Genomic DNA, 14,830 nt, shown 5'->3' on the forward strand with positions numbered 1-14,830 from the left:
GCACCCCGCCTCCCAGGGCGTAGAAGACGCCGTGGTCGAGGCCCATCCGCTCGCCGCCGACCGTCAGGCCGTTCTCGGCCTGACCGACCCGGACCATCCACAGGACGGTGAAGCCGAGCACGATCACCCCGGCGACCGCGACCAGCAGACGCGAGCGGAGCACCAGGCCGATCAGCGTGACGAGCGCGGCGAAGGCGAACGGCAGCAGGATCGACCCGATGACCTCGGCCCTCGCGTCGGTGATCCCGCCGAACAGGTCCTCGATGCGGTAGTGCCTGCCGTGACGGCCGTCGTACCAGGCACGGAAGGGGCTCCAGACGGCGGCCGTCGCTCCGGCGAGCGCCAGGACGGAGCCGATGACGTTGCGGACCATCGCTCGGCCTCCTTCGGTCCGGCTCTCGGTCTCGACGCTACGCCGGGTGCGGGGGCTTCGCCACGCGGCGCGAACCGTGCCCTGCACCGCCTCCGTCGGATGCGAGGCGATGACGGCGGCGGCCCGGCGGGCTGCGTCCAGCGTGCCGCCGGGCTCCGTCACCTCGGACACAAGCCCCGTCTCGTACGCCCGCCGGGCCGAGATCCGCTCGGCGCCACGCATCAGCGCCATGCGCGCGACCTCGCCGTACGGCACTGGACCACCCGTCCCGCCGCTCGTACGACCTCTCCGCGCTCCGTCTCGTGGTGACGCGCGGCAGTGGTCCCGCTCCGGCTGGTCGAGCGCCTCCGCGGCGAACTGGGCGCCGGCATGGTCCTGACGGCGTACGGCCAGTTCGCCGCGGACGCGAGCGGCAAGGTAGTGAAGGGGCACTGCGGGCTCAGACGAGGGGGGGACGGGTAGGGGCGGGGCCCCGGCCGGTGGGGGGCAGGAGGACGACGGCTCAGGTGGCGGCCCGGGCGCAGCCCTGTACACCGATGCATGCCTTCATGGCGTCTCGCCGACGCCGGAGGTGTCGCGGCACTCGGCGATGAGAAGGGCGTCTCGCAGGGCGGCGACGAGGTGACCGGCCAGGACGTGCAGTTCCTCGGGTGACGGGCGCTCGCCGGTCAGGGTGTCGTGGGCCCTCTCCAGGATCTGGCGGGCGAGGCCGAGCTGCACGGTCTCGATCTGATCGGCGAGACGGGACAGACGCCCCGTGCCGTCACCGATCAGGTAGCAGGGCTTGCCGTCCGCACCGCTCCAGGGGAGCAGACGCGGGGAGCGGATCGGATTCATGCCGTCTCCAAGGGGTGGATGACACGGGTGTCGAGGTCGATGCCGTACGTGGCGGCGAGGAGGGTGATCCGGCGCTGCTGCCGGACAGCCTCCTCCCGCTCGTACGCGGGGAGATAGGGGCGTACGAGGGCGGTGGCGGCGCCGTCGATGGGGGCGTGCCGGGCGCGGACGGCGGGGGCGGGGCGCGTCGGGGGAGGTGGTGGCGGTGGCGGTTCAGGGCGCAAGGGAGTGCGGCCGGCACGGTGGCGACCGGTGGGCGTCACCAGTGAGCGGACTCGGGACGCGAGTCGGACGAGCGTGGGAAGCATTTCAACGGGCCTCTTCCGGAGCCGAATTGCCAATGACGAGTTCGGCCCATACCGCGCAGCCGTCACTGGTCGTGCCGTTGGTGGTGCTGAAGCCCCGGATGATGGCGAGCCCTGGGCCGTGGCTGCAACGGACGGGAAGCTCGACGGGGCCTCGGGCGGTGATGCGGATGCGGTGGTCTGCCGTGGACAGCGTCATCTCGACGAAGGCCGGTCGCGTGCCGAGACACGCCACGAACAGCTCGTGCGCCACCAGCGGGGCGTCGCCCTGCCGATGCGGTTGGCGTCGGTCAAGCCGGGCGGGACATTATGTGTATGCAGATTGGGATGCTCGTTCGGAACGGTGGTGTGGCGTGGCACAGCCCGAGTACCAGCGGATCGCCGCTGACCTGCGGCGTCGTATTTCTTCTGGGGAGTTCGGGCCTGGCGAACGGCTGCCGATCCTCCCCGCGTTGTGCGAGGAGTACGGCGTCTCGGAGGTCACCGTTCGCAACGCGCTTGGGCTGCTGCGCAACGAGGGTGTGATCGAAAGCCGCGCACGAGCGGGTACCCGCGTGCGCCCGCGCCCACCTGTGCATCGGATGGCGGCGGATCGCTATCGAGCCGCTCCGGGAGCGAAGTCCACGCCGTTCACAAGGGATCAGGGCATCGGATGGTCGGAGTACCGGCTCGACAAGCGCTTCGAGAAGGTCCAGGCGGACACGGAAGTGGCGGCGTTGTTCGAGTGTGAGGCGGGCGAACGGCTCCTCGCGCGGCACTTCGTCTTCTACGACAACGACGTGCCGACGCAGCTGAGCACCAGTTACGTGCGGTGGAGCGACGTCGCCGGAACGCCGGTCGCCGATCCCATCCACGAGCCGTGGCCGGGCGGAACTCGGGCTCAGCTGGCCAGCCTGGGGATTACGGTCGCCCGCATCACCGAGTCGTTCACGTGCGGCATGCCCAGCGAGGACGAGGCGGCGGCGCTGCGTATCGGTTCGGGTGTGCCGGTGTTGCGTTATACACGGCGGCACATCGCGGATTCGGGGCGCGTGGTCGAGGTCGCGCATCCCATCGTGCGGCGGGGTGACACGACCGTCGTCGACTTCGTCATCGACCTCGACGCCCCGTAAGGCGAACCAAGGACCCGCGCGCGGCGAAGGGGCCGGGCGACTGCCCGGCCCCTTCTCTTTGCGTCCGGTCGCTTTCGCGCCGCGCCCTGCCCGGCGGGTCCCCCCAGACCCGTCGGGTGTCCCCCGAGCGTTCGCGTTCCGGCGTTCCGGACTTCCACAGCACCGGCGACTCCCCCGATGGTGCCGCCGGGGCTGCGCCCCGTGGGGAGTGGTCTACTTGGCCGGCTCCGTCGTCACGTGGATGTTCTCGGTCGACGCGGTGCCGCCGCCCTCGCCGCCGCCCGTGACGTGGATGTTCTTGATGCCGATCTTGTCGGCTATCGCGTCGGTGGCCTCACCGCCCGTGACGTGGATGTTCTTCGTCTCGATGTCGGTCGCCTCGCCGCCGGTGACGTGGATGTTCGTCGGCTTGACGATCTGCTCGTCGCTCATCGCAACTCCTGTTGATGCTTCGATTCAGATGGGTCGGCGAGACCCGTCCGGCTGCTCCCCCGTGGACTGCCGAACGGGCCTCTGCGCAGGGCCGATCACCCTAGTGCGTCGGGGCCACGGCCTCACCGGCGACCCGTCTGCCCCCCGACGCGACGGATCGATGAGTAAGAGCATGCCGGGCCGCGATAAACGAACGATGAACGCCCAGTACGGGGGCGGGGGCAGGGGATCAGGCAGGCGGTCAGGCGGCTGCGGCCGGCTGGAGCAGCGACCTGACCTCCGCCGCCTCCGGGGAGCCCAGCTTCTCGTGGATGGCCAGGGACTCCCGCCAGCAGACCTCGGCCCGGCCCAGCTGCCCTATGCCGTGCAACGCGCGGCCCAGGACGGTGAGCACGTTGCCGCGACGCCAGTCGCCGCCCACATCCCGCAGGACGGTCAGGGCCATCTCGGCGTTCGAGGCCGCCTGGGCGAACCGCCGGCCTGCCACCTCGACCTCCGCCAGCCGGAAGAGGGTCATGCCCTCCCAGAGGCGCTGGCGGCTGTCCCGGAAGACCTCCAGGGCGGCGGCGAGGCTCTCGGACGCCTCGCCGAGCTGACCGCTCTGGGTCAGTGCCACGCCCATGGCGTAGCGGCCGTTCGCCCCCTTCAGGGCGTGGCCCATCCGGTCGTACATGTCCGCGCCCTGCCGCGCCAGGCTGACCGCGCTCGCCGTCCGTCCGGTGACCAGATGGATGCGGGAGAGGTTGCACAGGGCACTCGCCTCGCCGGGCCCGTCCTGGCACTCGCGGAAGGCGTCGATGGCGCGGTTGAGGAACTGCTCGCCCTCGGCGTAGCGGTTGCGGTAGACCGCCATCACGCCCAGCGTGTTCGCCGCCCAGCACTGCGGGAGCCGGTCCTCGACGGTCTCGGCGAGCCGCATCGCCTCCCGCGCCTCCTGGTCGGCCTGGTCGAACCGGCCGGAGACGTGGTGGACGTACGCGAGCGTGATGGCCGCCCGCCCCTCCGCCCGGCTGTCGCCCGCCGCGGCCGCCGCGTCGCGCAGTCCCGCGGCCACCGCCTCGTATTCCTTGGAGTTCGCGCCCGACTCCGCCAGGTCCAGCGACGCCCACAGCAGGTCGACCGCCCGCCGCAGGGTCTCCGTGCCCGCCGACTGGCGTACGCAGGCCAGCAGGCAGTTCGCCTCCGCGTACAGCCAGTCCTGGGCCGCGTGGCGGTCGGTGAAGGCCAGGCCGTCGTACTCCGTCGGCTCCAGGTGGTCGACCAGGCGGTCGCCGGGGCGCTCGATCGCGTAGACCCGGGAGGCCGTCGACAGATAGAAGTCGAGGAGGCGCGAAAGCGCCCGCTCCCGCTCGACCGGGGGCTGTTCGTCCCGCTCCGCGCACGCACGCGCGTAGAGCCGGACCAGGTCGTGGTAGCGGTAGCGGCCCGGGGCCGCCGACTCCAGGAGCGAGGTGTCCACCAGGGCCTCCAGGAGGTCCTCGGTGTCCTGGGCCGGAAGGTCGAGGACGGCCGCCGCCGCCGGGAGGGAGATGTCGGGGCCGTCGGCGAGGCCCAGGAGGCGGAAGGCGCGGGCCTGGGCCGGTTCCAGCTGGCCGTAGCCGAGTTCGAAGGTGGCCTTGACCGCGAGGTCGCCCGCCTGGAGCTCGTCCAGGCGGCGGCGCTCGTCGGCGAGCTTGGCCGCGAGGACGGCGACCGTCCACGTGCGGCGGGCCGCCAGGCGGGACGCCGCGATGCGGATCGCGAGGGGCAGGAAGCCGCAGGCCGCCACCACGTCGAGGGCCGCCTCGCGCTCCGCCGAGACCCGCTCCACGCCGACGATGCGGGTGAAGAGCTGGAGCGCCTCCTCCGGGGACATCACGTCCAGGTCCACCAGATGCGCCCCGGCCAGGTCCACCATCCGGATACGGCTGGTCACCAGCGCCGCGCAGCCCGCCGTGCCCGGCAGCAGCGGACGGATCTGGGCCGCGTCCCGGGCGTTGTCGAGGAGCACCAGGATCCGGCGGCCGTCGAGCGTCGAGCGGTACAGCGCCGCACGGTCGTCCAGCGAGTCGGGGATCGCGGAGTCCGGGGTGCCCAGGGCGCGCAGGAACGAGCCGAGGACCGTCTCGGGGGCGGCGGCCCGCGCGCCCGCGCCCTGGAGGTCGACGTAGAGCTGGCCGTCCGGGAAGTGCGGGCGGGCCTCGTGCGCCACGTGCACGGCCAGGGTCGTCTTGCCGACGCCGCCGATGCCCGCGAGCGCCGAGACCGCCATGACGGAGCCCTCGGCGGTCGCGAGCCGGTCGCCCAGCTCCCGTACGAAGGCGGCGCGGCCGGTGAAGTCAGGGACCGTCGCGGGCAGTTGGGCCGGGCGGGAGACGACGGGGGCCGGTGCCGGTTCCTCGATCGGGCGGGCCAGATCGGCGTCCGCCCGCAGGATCCGCTGCTGGAGCCGGGCAAGCTCCGGGCACGGGTCGACCCCCAGCTCGTCGGCGAGGAGCCGGCGGGTGTCCGCGTACACGGCCAGCGCCTCCGCCTGCCGCCCGCTGCGGTAGAGGGCGAGCATCAGCAGTTCGCGGAGCCGTTCCCGCAGCGGGTGGGCGGCGGTGAGCGCCGTCAGTTCGGAGACGGCCTCCGCGTGGGCGCCGGCCTCCAGGTCCATGTCCAGGCGGGTTTCGAGCAGTTGGAGGCGCCACTCCTCCAGGCGGACCCGCTGGGTCTCGGCGTACGGTCCCGGCACGGAGGCCAGCGCCTCGCCGTCCCACAGCCCGAGCGACTTGTTGATCCGGGCCCGCGCCTCGCCGCGCTCCCCGGCGGCCCGCAGCTTCTCCGCCTCGGCCGCCAGGTCGGCGGCGACGTTCAGGTCGATCGCCGAGTGGTGGGTGCGGACGGCATAGCCGCCCGACTCGCTGACGAGCACCCCGGGCGGCAGGATCTTGCGCAGTCGCGAGGCGTACGTCCGTACCGCCGCCAGCGCCTGCGAGGGCGGGTCGTCGCCCCAGATGGCGTCGATCAGCTCGGCGGCCGTGGCCGTGCGCCCGTCGCGCAGCAGCAGCGCCGCGAGGAGCGCCCGCTGCTGCGGGGAGCCGGAGGGGAGCGCTTCCCCGGCCCGCCAGGCGCGCACCGGGCCGAGCACGCCGAAGCGCAGGTCCTGACCGACGTCGTCGGGACCACCTGTCGACGGAGCCCGCTGCTCCGGAACTCGCGGGCCGTTCTCACGGTCCATAGCTCCCCCTGCCGTACCGCTGGTTTCGCCCAAGACAGTCTGCCTTGTCCGGAGGGGGCGCGTCAGCATCGGGTGACTGTCTGCACAAGTCCTGCCACAGATCCGGGTACCCCGAGAGCTGACGGATCGTCAGTTCAGTGCTGCCGTGGAGCGCGTGGAGACCTTCCCGAACATCATCGCGGTGACGACCGCGCCGCGGCTCGATCGATCTGCCGGGTCTGACGCCGGAGGGGCTCTGGCGGCCCTGGCCGATCAGCGGACGTCGTGGACGCTGAGCTCGCTCAGGTCGGCCGCGTGCCGGGCGATGGTGCGGTAGTCGACGTCGTCGTGGAGGACGGTCAGGCCGTGATGGGCCGCTGTGGCGGCGGTGATCAGATCGACGGCCGAGGCGCTCCTGTGTTCTCCGGCCCTCGCCATCCGGTGCTGGACGGAGCTGATCCAGCGTCCGGCGTTCTTCGGGACCGCTACGTCGGGGTAGAGATCGCTGAACATCTCGGCGATCTCGTCGTACTCGCGACTGCTCCGAGCGCTGTAGAGGAACTCGGCGCGCTGCGGGTAGCAGGACGCGATCGCCTCGGCGTCGACGGCGTCGTACCACGCGGACTGGAGTCCCGCGTCACTGAGCAGCCGGACAAGACCGGACGTGTCGAGAAGATAGATCACCGACTGTCCTTCTCGGCTTGATGCCGACGCTCGGCGTCCTCGATCGCTCCCCATGTGCGGGCACGCTCGAAGTGACGGCTGATGCGCGCTGCCCGGTCCTGCCGGTCGGCATAGAAGCGGAGGGCCAGGTTGACCGCCTCCTTCTTGGTCCGGGCCTTGGACAGGGCCATGGCGCGTTGCAGTGCGTCATCGTCTATGTCGATCTGGGTCACAGCCATGCCGCGCCTCCCGCGTGTGGGTTATGTACAAAAAATCATACGCCACCAACATTCCTGGCGGCCGCCGACGTCGGCGAACCCCTTGCCTGATGGGGGCCGGCGGTGACGAGGGGCCCTCCCGCTGCCTGGCGGATCGTCAGGTGCCAGGTCTCCCATGGTCGGCCCGGTCGTCGCGGCGCGGCTGCGGGCCGGTGGCGTCGGGGTGAACACCGCGGGCCGGAACATGGAGGCGCCGTTCGGCGGGTTCAAGAAGGGCGGTGTGGGGCGGGACGTCGGCTCGTACGCCCCGCGCGCCTACAGTGAGACGCAGGCGGCGGTCCGGCCCGGTTGATCACCGGACGCGGCCTTCGGGAGACCTCCGGGTGTCCTCCGGGAGATGGCCGGAAAACAAGCACGGGAAATTTTGAATTCGGACATTTCGGGCTCGGCTGCGGTTCCCGCATATCGGACATCCCTCGATGTGCCAACCAATCGGCCGGTGCGGCGAATGGTCGATCTTTCAATCATTGGTGACTGTCCGGTTTGTGTCCCGCAATGCAAGGTAAAGATCGATGGGCTGAGTGGATTCCGATCTTCCGGATGTGGAAACCGCAGCACCTAACGTCCTGCTCATGACTCAGATGGATGCACGGCCCATGGCCGGAGACACGGTAAGGGGCGTCGACGCCCCCGGCGACACCCACGGCGTGCGCACGAAGGGCCTCGGCGGGAACTCCGTCGGGCTGATGGGCGGCGCCGTCATCGGCATCTCGACCGTCGCCCCCGTCTACTGTCTGACCTCCACGCTCGGCCCCACGGTCGGCGAGGTCGGACTCCAGATGCCCGCGATCTTCCTCGCGGGCTTCCTCCCGATGCTCCTGGTGGCCTTCGCCTACCGCGAGCTGAACCGGGCCCTGCCCGACTGCGGCACCTCCTTCACCTGGTCCGTGAAGGCCTTCGGACCCAAGGTCGGCTGGATGTGCGGCTGGGGCCTGCTGGTCGCCACCATCGTCGTCCTGTCCAACCTCGCCGGCGTCGCCACCTCCTTCTTCTGGCTCACCGCGGGGGAGGTCACCGGCAGCGAGAGCGTCGCGGCCCTCGACGGCAACAAGGCCGTCCACATCCTCACCACGCTGGTCTTCATCGGCATCGCCACGGCGATCAGCTACCGCGGCATCACCGCCACCAAGTGGGTCCAGTACGCCCTCGTCGGCCTCCAGCTCACCGTCATCGTGATCTTCGCCTTCATGGCGATCAGCAAGGCGGACCAGGTCGCCGGGTCGCTCGACTTCTCCCTCACCTGGCTGAACCCCTTCGGCGTCGAGTCCTTCTCGGCCTTCACCGCCGGCCTCTCCCTGTCGATCTTCATCTACTGGGGCTGGGACGCCTGCCTGTCCATCAACGAGGAGAGCACCGGCAGCGCCCGCACCCCCGGCCGCTCCGCGCTCCTCGCCATGGTCGTCATCGTCGCCTCCTACCTGCTGGTCGCCATCGCCGTGCAGATGTACGCGGGCATCGGCGAGGAGGGCACCGGCCTCGGCAACCCGGACACCTCCGACAACGTCTTCGCCGTCCTCGCCGGCCCGATCATGGGCTCCGGCCTCGGCGTCCTGCTCTTCGTCGCCGTCCTCGCCTCGGCCGCCGCCAGCCTCCAGACCACCTTCATCCCGGTCGCCCGTACCGCGCTCGCCATGAGCACGTACGAGGCGCTGCCCGCGGCCTTCGCCCGGGTGAACCCGCGCTTCAAGACGCCGGGCCGCGCCACCGTCTGGGCCGGTGTCGCCACGGGCGTCTTCTACGCGGTGATGAGCCTGGTCAGCGAGAACGTCCTGGTCGACACGATCTACGCCCTCGGCCTGATGATCTGCTTCTACTACTCGATCACGGCCTTCGCCTGCGTCTGGTTCTTCCGCAAGGAGCTGACCGGCTCGTTCGCCAACCTGATGGTCAAGGGCGTCTTCCCCGGCGTCGGCGGCCTGATGCTGACCGCGGTCTTCGGCAAGACGCTGTACGACATGTGGGACCCGGCCTACGGCAGCGGCTCCTCGGTGCTCGGCGTCGGCTCCGTCTTCGTCATCGGTGTCGGACTGCTGCTGCTCGGCGCGGTGATCATGGTGGTCATGCAGCGCAGGAGCCCGGCCTTCTTCCGCGGCGAGGTGCTGACGAAGGAGACGCCTTCGCTGGTGGTCGCCGACTGACCGGCACCGATCACATCTGAGTCACCTGTACGAAGGTGGCGGGACCGGACGGGGTCCCGCCACCTTCTCGTGCGTCCAGGGGAGCCGGGGCTACCAGGTGACGGTGCCCGCGGGCTGCCGCGTGGTGACGTTGACCCGGTTGAAGAGGTTGGTGATCCCGACCATCAGCACGATCGCGGCGAGCTGCTTCTCGTCGTAGTGCGCGGCGGCCTCGTCCCAGACCGGGTCCGGCACGGCGTCCGAGGTGTCCGCGATCCGGGTCGCCGCCTCCGCCAGCGCCAGGGCGGCCCGCTCCTCCGCGGAGAAGTACGGCGCCTCGCGCCACGCGGCGACCGTGAACAGCTGCTCGTCGCTCACGCCCGCCTTCCTCGCGCTCCTGACCCCGAAGTCGACGCAGAAGCCGCAGCCGTTGATCTGGCTGGCCCGCAGGTGCACCAGCTCCAGGGTGGACTCCGGGACTCCTCCCTGACGGGTGACCTCGAGCAGGTCCTGAATGGCCGGCAGGGCCCCCGGCAGGAGGGCGGCGGGGTTGGTGAGCCGGGCCTTGAGTTCGTGCTGCATGGTGGTCGCTCCTCGGCGGTCGGTGCGGCCGTTTCCGTCGGCCTCACCGCATCGACGGAGCGCGGGACACCGATGTGACACGTCCGGAGAGAATTTCTGCCGCGTTCTCGGCAGGCCGGGTCAGGAGGCGGGCTCGGCGATCAGGCCCGTCCCCGCCGTACGGAACCCCAGCCGGCCGTACAGCCGGGCCACGTCACCGTCCGTGGCCGTCAGGAAGACCGTCTCCACACCCCGCGCCCGGGCGTCGGCGACCAGGGCGGCGGTCACCGCCAGTCCCAGACCGCGGCGGCGAGCGGCCGGCAGCGTGCCGACCCCGACGACCTCCGAGACCGCGCCGACCGGCTGGTGCTGACCCGCGCACAGCGCCGTGCCGTCCGCGTCCAGGGCGGCGGCGAGGCGTGTGAGCCCCGCCGTGATCCTGGCGGCGACCTGGGCGGCCGCGCCCGGCGGCGGCGCGACGCCGAAGGCCGCGTACGGCGCGGCGGCCGCGCTCGGCAGGACCGGATCGTCGGCGCCGACCATCCGTACGGTGACACCCTCGGGCGCGGCGGCCGGCACACCCTCGCCGTCCAGCACCATCAGCGGGTGCTCGCTCACCACGAGCCCGCTCTCCTCGACGGCGGCCCGCAGCCCCGGCGTCGTCTCCGCCACCCACTCGAACGCCTCGGGCACCCCCAGCTCCCGCTGCCGCGCCCGTACCCGGTCCACGTCGGCGGCCGCCACCTCCCCGGCGTACCCCAGCGAGGGTCGCGCGTAGTACGGCCAGCCCTCCCCCTCCCGGACGAAGAGGGTCAGCGGCCCGAACTCCTCCGCACGGGCGGCGGAGCGCGGGACGGCGTCGTAATAGCTCTCGAGTCGCGTCAGCATGAAGATCATCCAAACACCCGCCGCAACCGAGCGCCTGGAGTTTTCCGCGTGCACGGCAGCGCCGCCTCCCACCCGCCCGCTCGTGCCGCGCCCTGCCCGCGTTCGAGTCCGGCTCAAGGCGCCTGGGCCAGCCTGCTGGGCATGAGCAGCGATGAACAGCAGTGGACTACGACAGGACGCCGGCCATGAACCGCCGCGTCGTCATCACCGGGATCGGTGTCCGCACGCCGGGCGGCGCCGGGACGAAGGAGTTCTGGGGGCTGCTGTCGGAAGGGCGTACGGCCACCCGTTCCATCTCCTTCTTCGACGCCTCACCCTTCCGCTCCAGGATCGCCGGCGAGGTCGACTTCGACGCCCGCGCGGAGGGCCTGAGCCCTCGCGAGATCCGCCGGATGGACCGCGCCACCCAGTTCGCCGTGGTGTGCGCGCGCGACGCGGTCGCCGACAGCGGCCTGGAGATCGGCTCGCTCGACCCGTACCGCGTCGGCGTCAGCCTCGGCAGCGCCGTCGCCTCCGCGACCAGCCTGGAGAACGAGTACCTGGTCATGTCGGACGCGGGCAAGGAGTGGGTGGTCGACCCCGGCTACCTCTCGCCGCACATGTTCGACTACCTCAGCCCCGGCGTGATGCCGGCCGAAGTCGCCTGGACCGTCGGTGCCGAGGGACCGGTGACCATGGTCTCCGACGGCTGCACCTCCGGACTCGACGCCGTCGGCTACGGCGTGCAGCTCATCCGCGAGGGCACGGTCGACACGGTGCTCGCCGGAGCGTCCGACACCCCCATCTCGCCGATCGTCGTCGCCTGCTTCGACGCCATCAAGGCGACCACCCCGCGCAACGACGATCCCGCCCACGCCTCCCGGCCCTTCGACGGCTCGCGCAACGGCTTCGTCCTCGCCGAGGGTGCCGCCATGTTCGTCCTGGAGGAGTACGAGGCGGCCAAGCGGCGCGGCGCGCACATTTACGCCGAGATCGGCGGCTACGCCACCCGCTGCAACGCCCACCACATGACCGGGCTCAAGAAGGACGGCCGCGAGATGGCCGAGGCGATCCGCGTCGCGCTCGACGAGGCGCGCCTCGACGGCACCGTCATCGACTACATCAACGCCCACGGCTCCGGCACCAAGCAGAACGACCGGCACGAGACCGCCGCGTTCAAGCGCAGCCTCGGCCAGCACGCCTACGACGTGCCGGTCAGCTCCATCAAGTCGATGGTCGGGCACTCGCTCGGCGCGATCGGCTCCATCGAGATCGCCGCGTCCGCGCTGGCCATCGAGCACGGCGTCGTCCCGCCCACCGCCAACCTGCACACGCCCGACCCGGAGTGCGACCTGGACTACGTGCCGCTGACGGCGCGCGAGCAGCGGGTCGACACCGTCCTGTCGGTGGGCAGCGGCTTCGGCGGCTTCCAGAGCGCGATGGTGCTGCACCGACCGGAGGTGGCGGGCCGATGAGCGCACGTACCGTGGTCACCGGGGTGGCGGTCGCCGCGCCCGGCGGCCTGGGAGCCGAGGAGTACTGGAAGTCGGCGCTCACCGGGAACAGCGGAATCTCCGAGCTGACCCGGTTCGACACCACCGCCTTCCCGTCCCGGCTCGCCGGACAGATCCTCGACTTCGAGGCGAAGGACCATCTGCCGAGCCGGCTGCTGCCGCAGACGGACGTCTCCACCCGCTACGCCCTGGCGGCCGCCGACTGGGCGCTGGCGGACGCGGCCGTCACCCCCGACACCCTGCCCGACTACGAGATGGGGGTGGTCACGGCCAACGCGCTCGGCGGATTCGACTTCACCCACCAGGAGTTCCAGAAGCTCTGGGCCCAAGGGCCGGAGTTCGTCTCGGTGTACGAGTCGTTCGCCTGGTTCTACGCCGTCAACACCGGCCAGATCTCCATCCGCAACGCGATGCGCGGACCCAGCGCGGCCCTGGTCGCGGAGCAGGCCGGCGGGCTGGACGCGATCGGCCACGCCCGCCGTACGATCGCGAGCGGCACCAGGCTGGTGCTCAGCGGCGGCGTCGACTCCGCGTTCGACCCCTGGGGCTGGGCCTCCCAGCTCGCCGGCGGCCTGGTCTCCACGTCCGACGACCCGGCCCGCGCCTATCTGCCCTTCGACGCCCACGCCCGCGGCCATGTGCCGGGCGAGGGCGGGGCGATTCTCATCGTCGAGGACGCCTCGTCGGCCGCCGAACGGGGCGCCCCCAAGCTGTACGGCGAGATCGCGGGGTACGCCGCGACCTTCGACCCGGCCCCCGGCTCCGGCCGCCCGCCCGGCCTGCGTCGGGCGGCCGAACTGGCCCTCGCCCAGGCCGGGGTGACACCAGCAGACGTGGACGTGGTGTACGCCGACGCGGCCGGAGTCCCCGCGCTCGACCGGATCGAGGCCGAGGCGATCACCGGCGTCTTCGGGCCGCGCGGAGTCCCGGTCACCGCGCCCAAGACGCTCACCGGCCGGATGTACTCGGGCGGCGGACCCGTCGACGTGGTCGCGGCCCTGATGTCGATCCGCGACCAGGTGGTGCCCGGAACCGCCGGCACCACGGAGGTGCCGGAGGAGTACGGCCTCGACCTGGTGCTCGGCGAACCGCGCGAACTGCCGGTCACCACCGTGCTCGTGCTGGCCCGCGGCCGCTGGGGCTTCAACTCCGCCCTGGTCGTCACCGCCCCCACCCCCTGACCCCACCCCGAGGAGACCGAACGCCATGACCCGGACACCCCTGATGACCCTGGACGACCTGCGCCGCATCCTCGTCGCCTGCGCGGGCGAGGACGACGGCATCGACCTCAGCGGGGACATCCTCGACCTCACCTTCGAGGACCTCGGCTACGACTCCCTCGCCCTGATGGAGAGCGCCGCCCGCATCAAGCAGGAGTACGGCGTCGACCTCAGCGACGACGACGTCGCCGAGGTCGAGACGCCCCGCGCCCTGCTCGACATCGTCAACGGCTCGGTACCCGCCACCGCGGTCTGACCGCTCCGGCGACCCCCACGGGGCCGGCCCCCGGGTTCCCCGGGGGCGGGCCCCGCCGTCCGTTCCGACGCCCGTACGGAGGAGAGAACCGAACGTGACCACGATCCACCGCACCGAGCACACCCTGGTCGTCGACGCCCCGCCGCGCACCCTCTACGACCTGGTCGCCGACACCACCCGCTGGCCGGCGATCTTCGGCCCCAGCGTCCACGTCCACCACCTGGAGCACGGTGAGCGCGACGAGCGCTTCGAGATCTGGGCCCAGGTCAACGGCGAGGTGGTCAGCTGGGTCTCCCGCCGCGTCCTGGACCCCGAACGGCTCTACATCGCCTTCCGGCAGGAGCGCAGCGCACCTCCGTTCGCCTCCATGAGCGGCGGCTGGCTCTTCCGCGCCCTACCCGGTGGCCGCACCGAGGTGGTGCTGCGGCACCGGTTCGCCGCGCTCGACGAGGACCCGGCGACCCTGGAACGGATCCACCGGGCGCTCGACCGCAACAGCCCCCAGGAGCTCGCCGCGCTCGCCCGGATCGCCCAACTCGGCGCCGACGTCGAGGAGGTGGTGTTCTCCTTCACCGACACCGTGCCGCTGACCGGCACGGCGGCCGCCGCGTACGCCTTCGTCGACCGCGCCGACCTGTGGGCGGAGCGTCTCCCGCACGTCTCCCGCGCCCGTCTCACCGAGGACGTCCCGGGCATCCAGACCCTGGAGATGGACACCGTCACCGCCGACGGCAGCGCGCACCGCACCCGGTCGGTGCGCGTCTGCCGGGAGCCGAGCTGGATCGCGTACAAGCAGCTGGAGATGCCGCGGCTGCTGAGCGGGCACAGCGGGCTGTGGACCTTCACGGACGGGCCGGACGGCCCGGTCGCCGTCTCCCGGCACACGGTGGCCATCGATCCGTCGGCCGTCGAGGAGGTGCTCGGCGCGGGGGCCACCCTCGCCGACGCGCGCCGGTATCTGCGCGAGGCGCTGGGCCGCAACAGCCTGACCACGATGACGCACGCGGCGGCCTACGCGCAGGAGCACGGCAGCGCGGTGCGCTGAGCGCGCGGACGCGGATGCCCGGCCCCTCCAGGACAGGAGGGGCCGGGCATCCGCGCGTCGGGGGACCGG

15 protein-coding genes and 3 pseudogenes are annotated in these 14,830 nt (G+C 71.9%); 8 read left to right on the forward strand and 10 right to left on the reverse strand.

Annotation, left to right across the window (positions count from 1 at the left end; genetic code table 11):
* Nucleotides 1–409 precede the first annotated feature (409 nt).
* Nucleotides 410–628 (reverse strand): annotated as a pseudogene (locus tag ACWDX6_RS14375) (enoyl-CoA hydratase/isomerase family protein); the annotation flags it as partial.
* On the opposite strand from ACWDX6_RS14375, the pseudogene ACWDX6_RS14380 reads away from it, so the two are divergent.
* Nucleotides 619–829, forward strand: a pseudogene (locus ACWDX6_RS14380) (fatty acid--CoA ligase family protein); the annotation flags it as partial. The pseudogenes ACWDX6_RS14375 and ACWDX6_RS14380 overlap by 10 nt on opposite strands.
* Before the next feature lie 90 nt (nucleotides 830–919).
* On the opposite strand, the gene ACWDX6_RS14385 reads toward ACWDX6_RS14380, so the two are convergent.
* The 3 genes from ACWDX6_RS14385 to ACWDX6_RS14395 form a co-directional block, all read right to left on the reverse strand.
* Nucleotides 920–1,210, reverse strand: a complete 291-nt coding sequence (locus ACWDX6_RS14385; RefSeq protein ID WP_403293130.1) for a hypothetical protein — start codon at nucleotides 1,208–1,210, stop codon at nucleotides 920–922.
* The gene (locus ACWDX6_RS14390) at nucleotides 1,207–1,434 is read right to left on the reverse strand and encodes a hypothetical protein (RefSeq protein ID WP_451485247.1); all 228 of its coding nucleotides are present in this window, start codon (nucleotides 1,432–1,434) and stop codon (nucleotides 1,207–1,209) included. The genes ACWDX6_RS14385 and ACWDX6_RS14390 overlap by 4 nt, the downstream gene beginning before the upstream one ends.
* An 85-nt stretch (nucleotides 1,435–1,519) precedes the next feature.
* Nucleotides 1,520–1,768 (reverse strand): hypothetical protein, encoded by a 249-nt coding sequence (locus ACWDX6_RS14395; protein ID WP_451485248.1) that lies wholly within the window; start codon nucleotides 1,766–1,768, stop codon nucleotides 1,520–1,522.
* Nucleotides 1,769–1,868: 100 nt separating this feature from the next.
* Between ACWDX6_RS14395 and ACWDX6_RS14400 the strand changes: the two genes are divergently transcribed.
* Nucleotides 1,869–2,627, forward strand: a complete 759-nt coding sequence (locus ACWDX6_RS14400; protein ID WP_451485249.1) for a GntR family transcriptional regulator — start codon at nucleotides 1,869–1,871, stop codon at nucleotides 2,625–2,627.
* Between the two features lie 213 nt (nucleotides 2,628–2,840).
* Here the strand turns inward: ACWDX6_RS14400 and ACWDX6_RS14405 are convergent, their stop codons facing one another.
* The 4 genes from ACWDX6_RS14405 to ACWDX6_RS14420 form a co-directional block, all read right to left on the reverse strand.
* Nucleotides 2,841–3,059, reverse strand: a complete 219-nt coding sequence (locus ACWDX6_RS14405) for a hypothetical protein (protein WP_451485250.1) — start codon at nucleotides 3,057–3,059, stop codon at nucleotides 2,841–2,843.
* A 241-nt stretch (nucleotides 3,060–3,300) separates the two neighbouring features.
* Nucleotides 3,301–6,261: a BTAD domain-containing putative transcriptional regulator gene (locus ACWDX6_RS14410; RefSeq protein WP_451485251.1), complete on the reverse strand. Its 2,961-nt coding sequence runs from the start codon at nucleotides 6,259–6,261 to the stop codon at nucleotides 3,301–3,303.
* 252 nt (nucleotides 6,262–6,513) lie between these two features.
* Nucleotides 6,514–6,924: a PIN domain-containing protein gene (locus tag ACWDX6_RS14415; protein ID WP_451485252.1), complete on the reverse strand. Its 411-nt coding sequence runs from the start codon at nucleotides 6,922–6,924 to the stop codon at nucleotides 6,514–6,516.
* Entirely contained in the window at nucleotides 6,921–7,142 is a 222-nt protein-coding gene (locus ACWDX6_RS14420) for a type II toxin-antitoxin system VapB family antitoxin (protein ID WP_403293144.1), read from the reverse strand. Before ACWDX6_RS14420 ends, ACWDX6_RS14415 begins: the two co-directional genes overlap by 4 nt.
* A gap of 169 nt (nucleotides 7,143–7,311) precedes the next feature.
* On the opposite strand from ACWDX6_RS14420, the pseudogene ACWDX6_RS14425 reads away from it, so the two are divergent.
* A pseudogene (locus ACWDX6_RS14425) lies at nucleotides 7,312–7,473 on the forward strand (aldehyde dehydrogenase family protein); the annotation flags it as partial.
* A 280-nt stretch (nucleotides 7,474–7,753) separates the two neighbouring features.
* Nucleotides 7,754–9,319 carry an APC family permease gene (locus ACWDX6_RS14430; RefSeq protein WP_451485253.1) on the forward strand — a complete coding sequence of 522 codons (1,566 nt, stop codon included), beginning with the start codon at nucleotides 7,754–7,756 and terminating at the stop codon, nucleotides 9,317–9,319.
* Between the two features lie 90 nt (nucleotides 9,320–9,409).
* Here ACWDX6_RS14430 and ACWDX6_RS14435 read toward each other — a convergent pair whose 3' ends face one another.
* Both ACWDX6_RS14435 and ACWDX6_RS14440 read right to left on the reverse strand, forming a co-directional pair.
* Nucleotides 9,410–9,880 carry a carboxymuconolactone decarboxylase family protein gene (locus ACWDX6_RS14435; protein ID WP_451485254.1) on the reverse strand — a complete coding sequence of 157 codons (471 nt, stop codon included), beginning with the start codon at nucleotides 9,878–9,880 and terminating at the stop codon, nucleotides 9,410–9,412.
* 120 nt (nucleotides 9,881–10,000) lie between these two features.
* A complete protein-coding gene (locus ACWDX6_RS14440; RefSeq protein ID WP_451485255.1) occupies nucleotides 10,001–10,756 on the reverse strand; it encodes a GNAT family N-acetyltransferase in 756 nt (251 codons plus the stop codon).
* 176 nt (nucleotides 10,757–10,932) lie between these two features.
* On the opposite strand from ACWDX6_RS14440, the gene ACWDX6_RS14445 reads away from it, so the two are divergent.
* The 4 genes from ACWDX6_RS14445 to ACWDX6_RS14460 all read left to right on the forward strand — a co-directional run bounded on the left by ACWDX6_RS14445 (nucleotide 10,933) and on the right by ACWDX6_RS14460 (nucleotide 14,761).
* Nucleotides 10,933–12,201: a beta-ketoacyl-[acyl-carrier-protein] synthase family protein gene (locus ACWDX6_RS14445; protein ID WP_451485256.1), complete on the forward strand. Its 1,269-nt coding sequence runs from the start codon at nucleotides 10,933–10,935 to the stop codon at nucleotides 12,199–12,201.
* A complete protein-coding gene (locus ACWDX6_RS14450; protein WP_451485257.1) occupies nucleotides 12,198–13,421 on the forward strand; it encodes a ketosynthase chain-length factor in 1,224 nt (407 codons plus the stop codon). Before ACWDX6_RS14445 ends, ACWDX6_RS14450 begins: the two co-directional genes overlap by 4 nt.
* A gap of 25 nt (nucleotides 13,422–13,446) precedes the next feature.
* On the forward strand, nucleotides 13,447–13,716 hold the full coding sequence (locus ACWDX6_RS14455) for an acyl carrier protein (RefSeq protein WP_451485258.1): 270 nt from the start codon (nucleotides 13,447–13,449) through the stop codon (nucleotides 13,714–13,716).
* A gap of 94 nt (nucleotides 13,717–13,810) precedes the next feature.
* On the forward strand, nucleotides 13,811–14,761 hold the full coding sequence (locus ACWDX6_RS14460; protein WP_451485259.1) for an aromatase/cyclase: 951 nt from the start codon (nucleotides 13,811–13,813) through the stop codon (nucleotides 14,759–14,761).
* Nucleotides 14,762–14,830: the final 69 nt, after the last annotated feature.

This window comes from Streptomyces sp. NPDC003027 (assembly GCF_053591435.1).

Coding starts and splice junctions, on each gene's coding strand:
- ACWDX6_RS14385 (WP_403293130.1), bottom strand. CDS start 1,210: ATGAATCCGATCCGCTCCCCGCGTCTGCTCCCCTGGAGCGGTGCGGAC.
- ACWDX6_RS14405 (WP_451485250.1), bottom strand. CDS start 3,059: ATGAGCGACGAGCAGATCGTCAAGCCGACGAACATCCACGTCACCGGC.
- ACWDX6_RS14410 (WP_451485251.1), bottom strand. CDS start 6,261: ATGGACCGTGAGAACGGCCCGCGAGTTCCGGAGCAGCGGGCTCCGTCG.
- ACWDX6_RS14420 (WP_403293144.1), bottom strand. CDS start 7,142: ATGGCTGTGACCCAGATCGACATAGACGATGACGCACTGCAACGCGCC.
- ACWDX6_RS14430 (WP_451485253.1), top strand. CDS start 7,754: ATGACTCAGATGGATGCACGGCCCATGGCCGGAGACACGGTAAGGGGC.
- ACWDX6_RS14435 (WP_451485254.1), bottom strand. CDS start 9,880: ATGCAGCACGAACTCAAGGCCCGGCTCACCAACCCCGCCGCCCTCCTG.
- ACWDX6_RS14440 (WP_451485255.1), bottom strand. CDS start 10,756: ATGATCTTCATGCTGACGCGACTCGAGAGCTATTACGACGCCGTCCCG.
- ACWDX6_RS14445 (WP_451485256.1), top strand. CDS start 10,933: ATGAACCGCCGCGTCGTCATCACCGGGATCGGTGTCCGCACGCCGGGC.
- ACWDX6_RS14450 (WP_451485257.1), top strand. CDS start 12,198: ATGAGCGCACGTACCGTGGTCACCGGGGTGGCGGTCGCCGCGCCCGGC.
- ACWDX6_RS14455 (WP_451485258.1), top strand. CDS start 13,447: ATGACCCGGACACCCCTGATGACCCTGGACGACCTGCGCCGCATCCTC.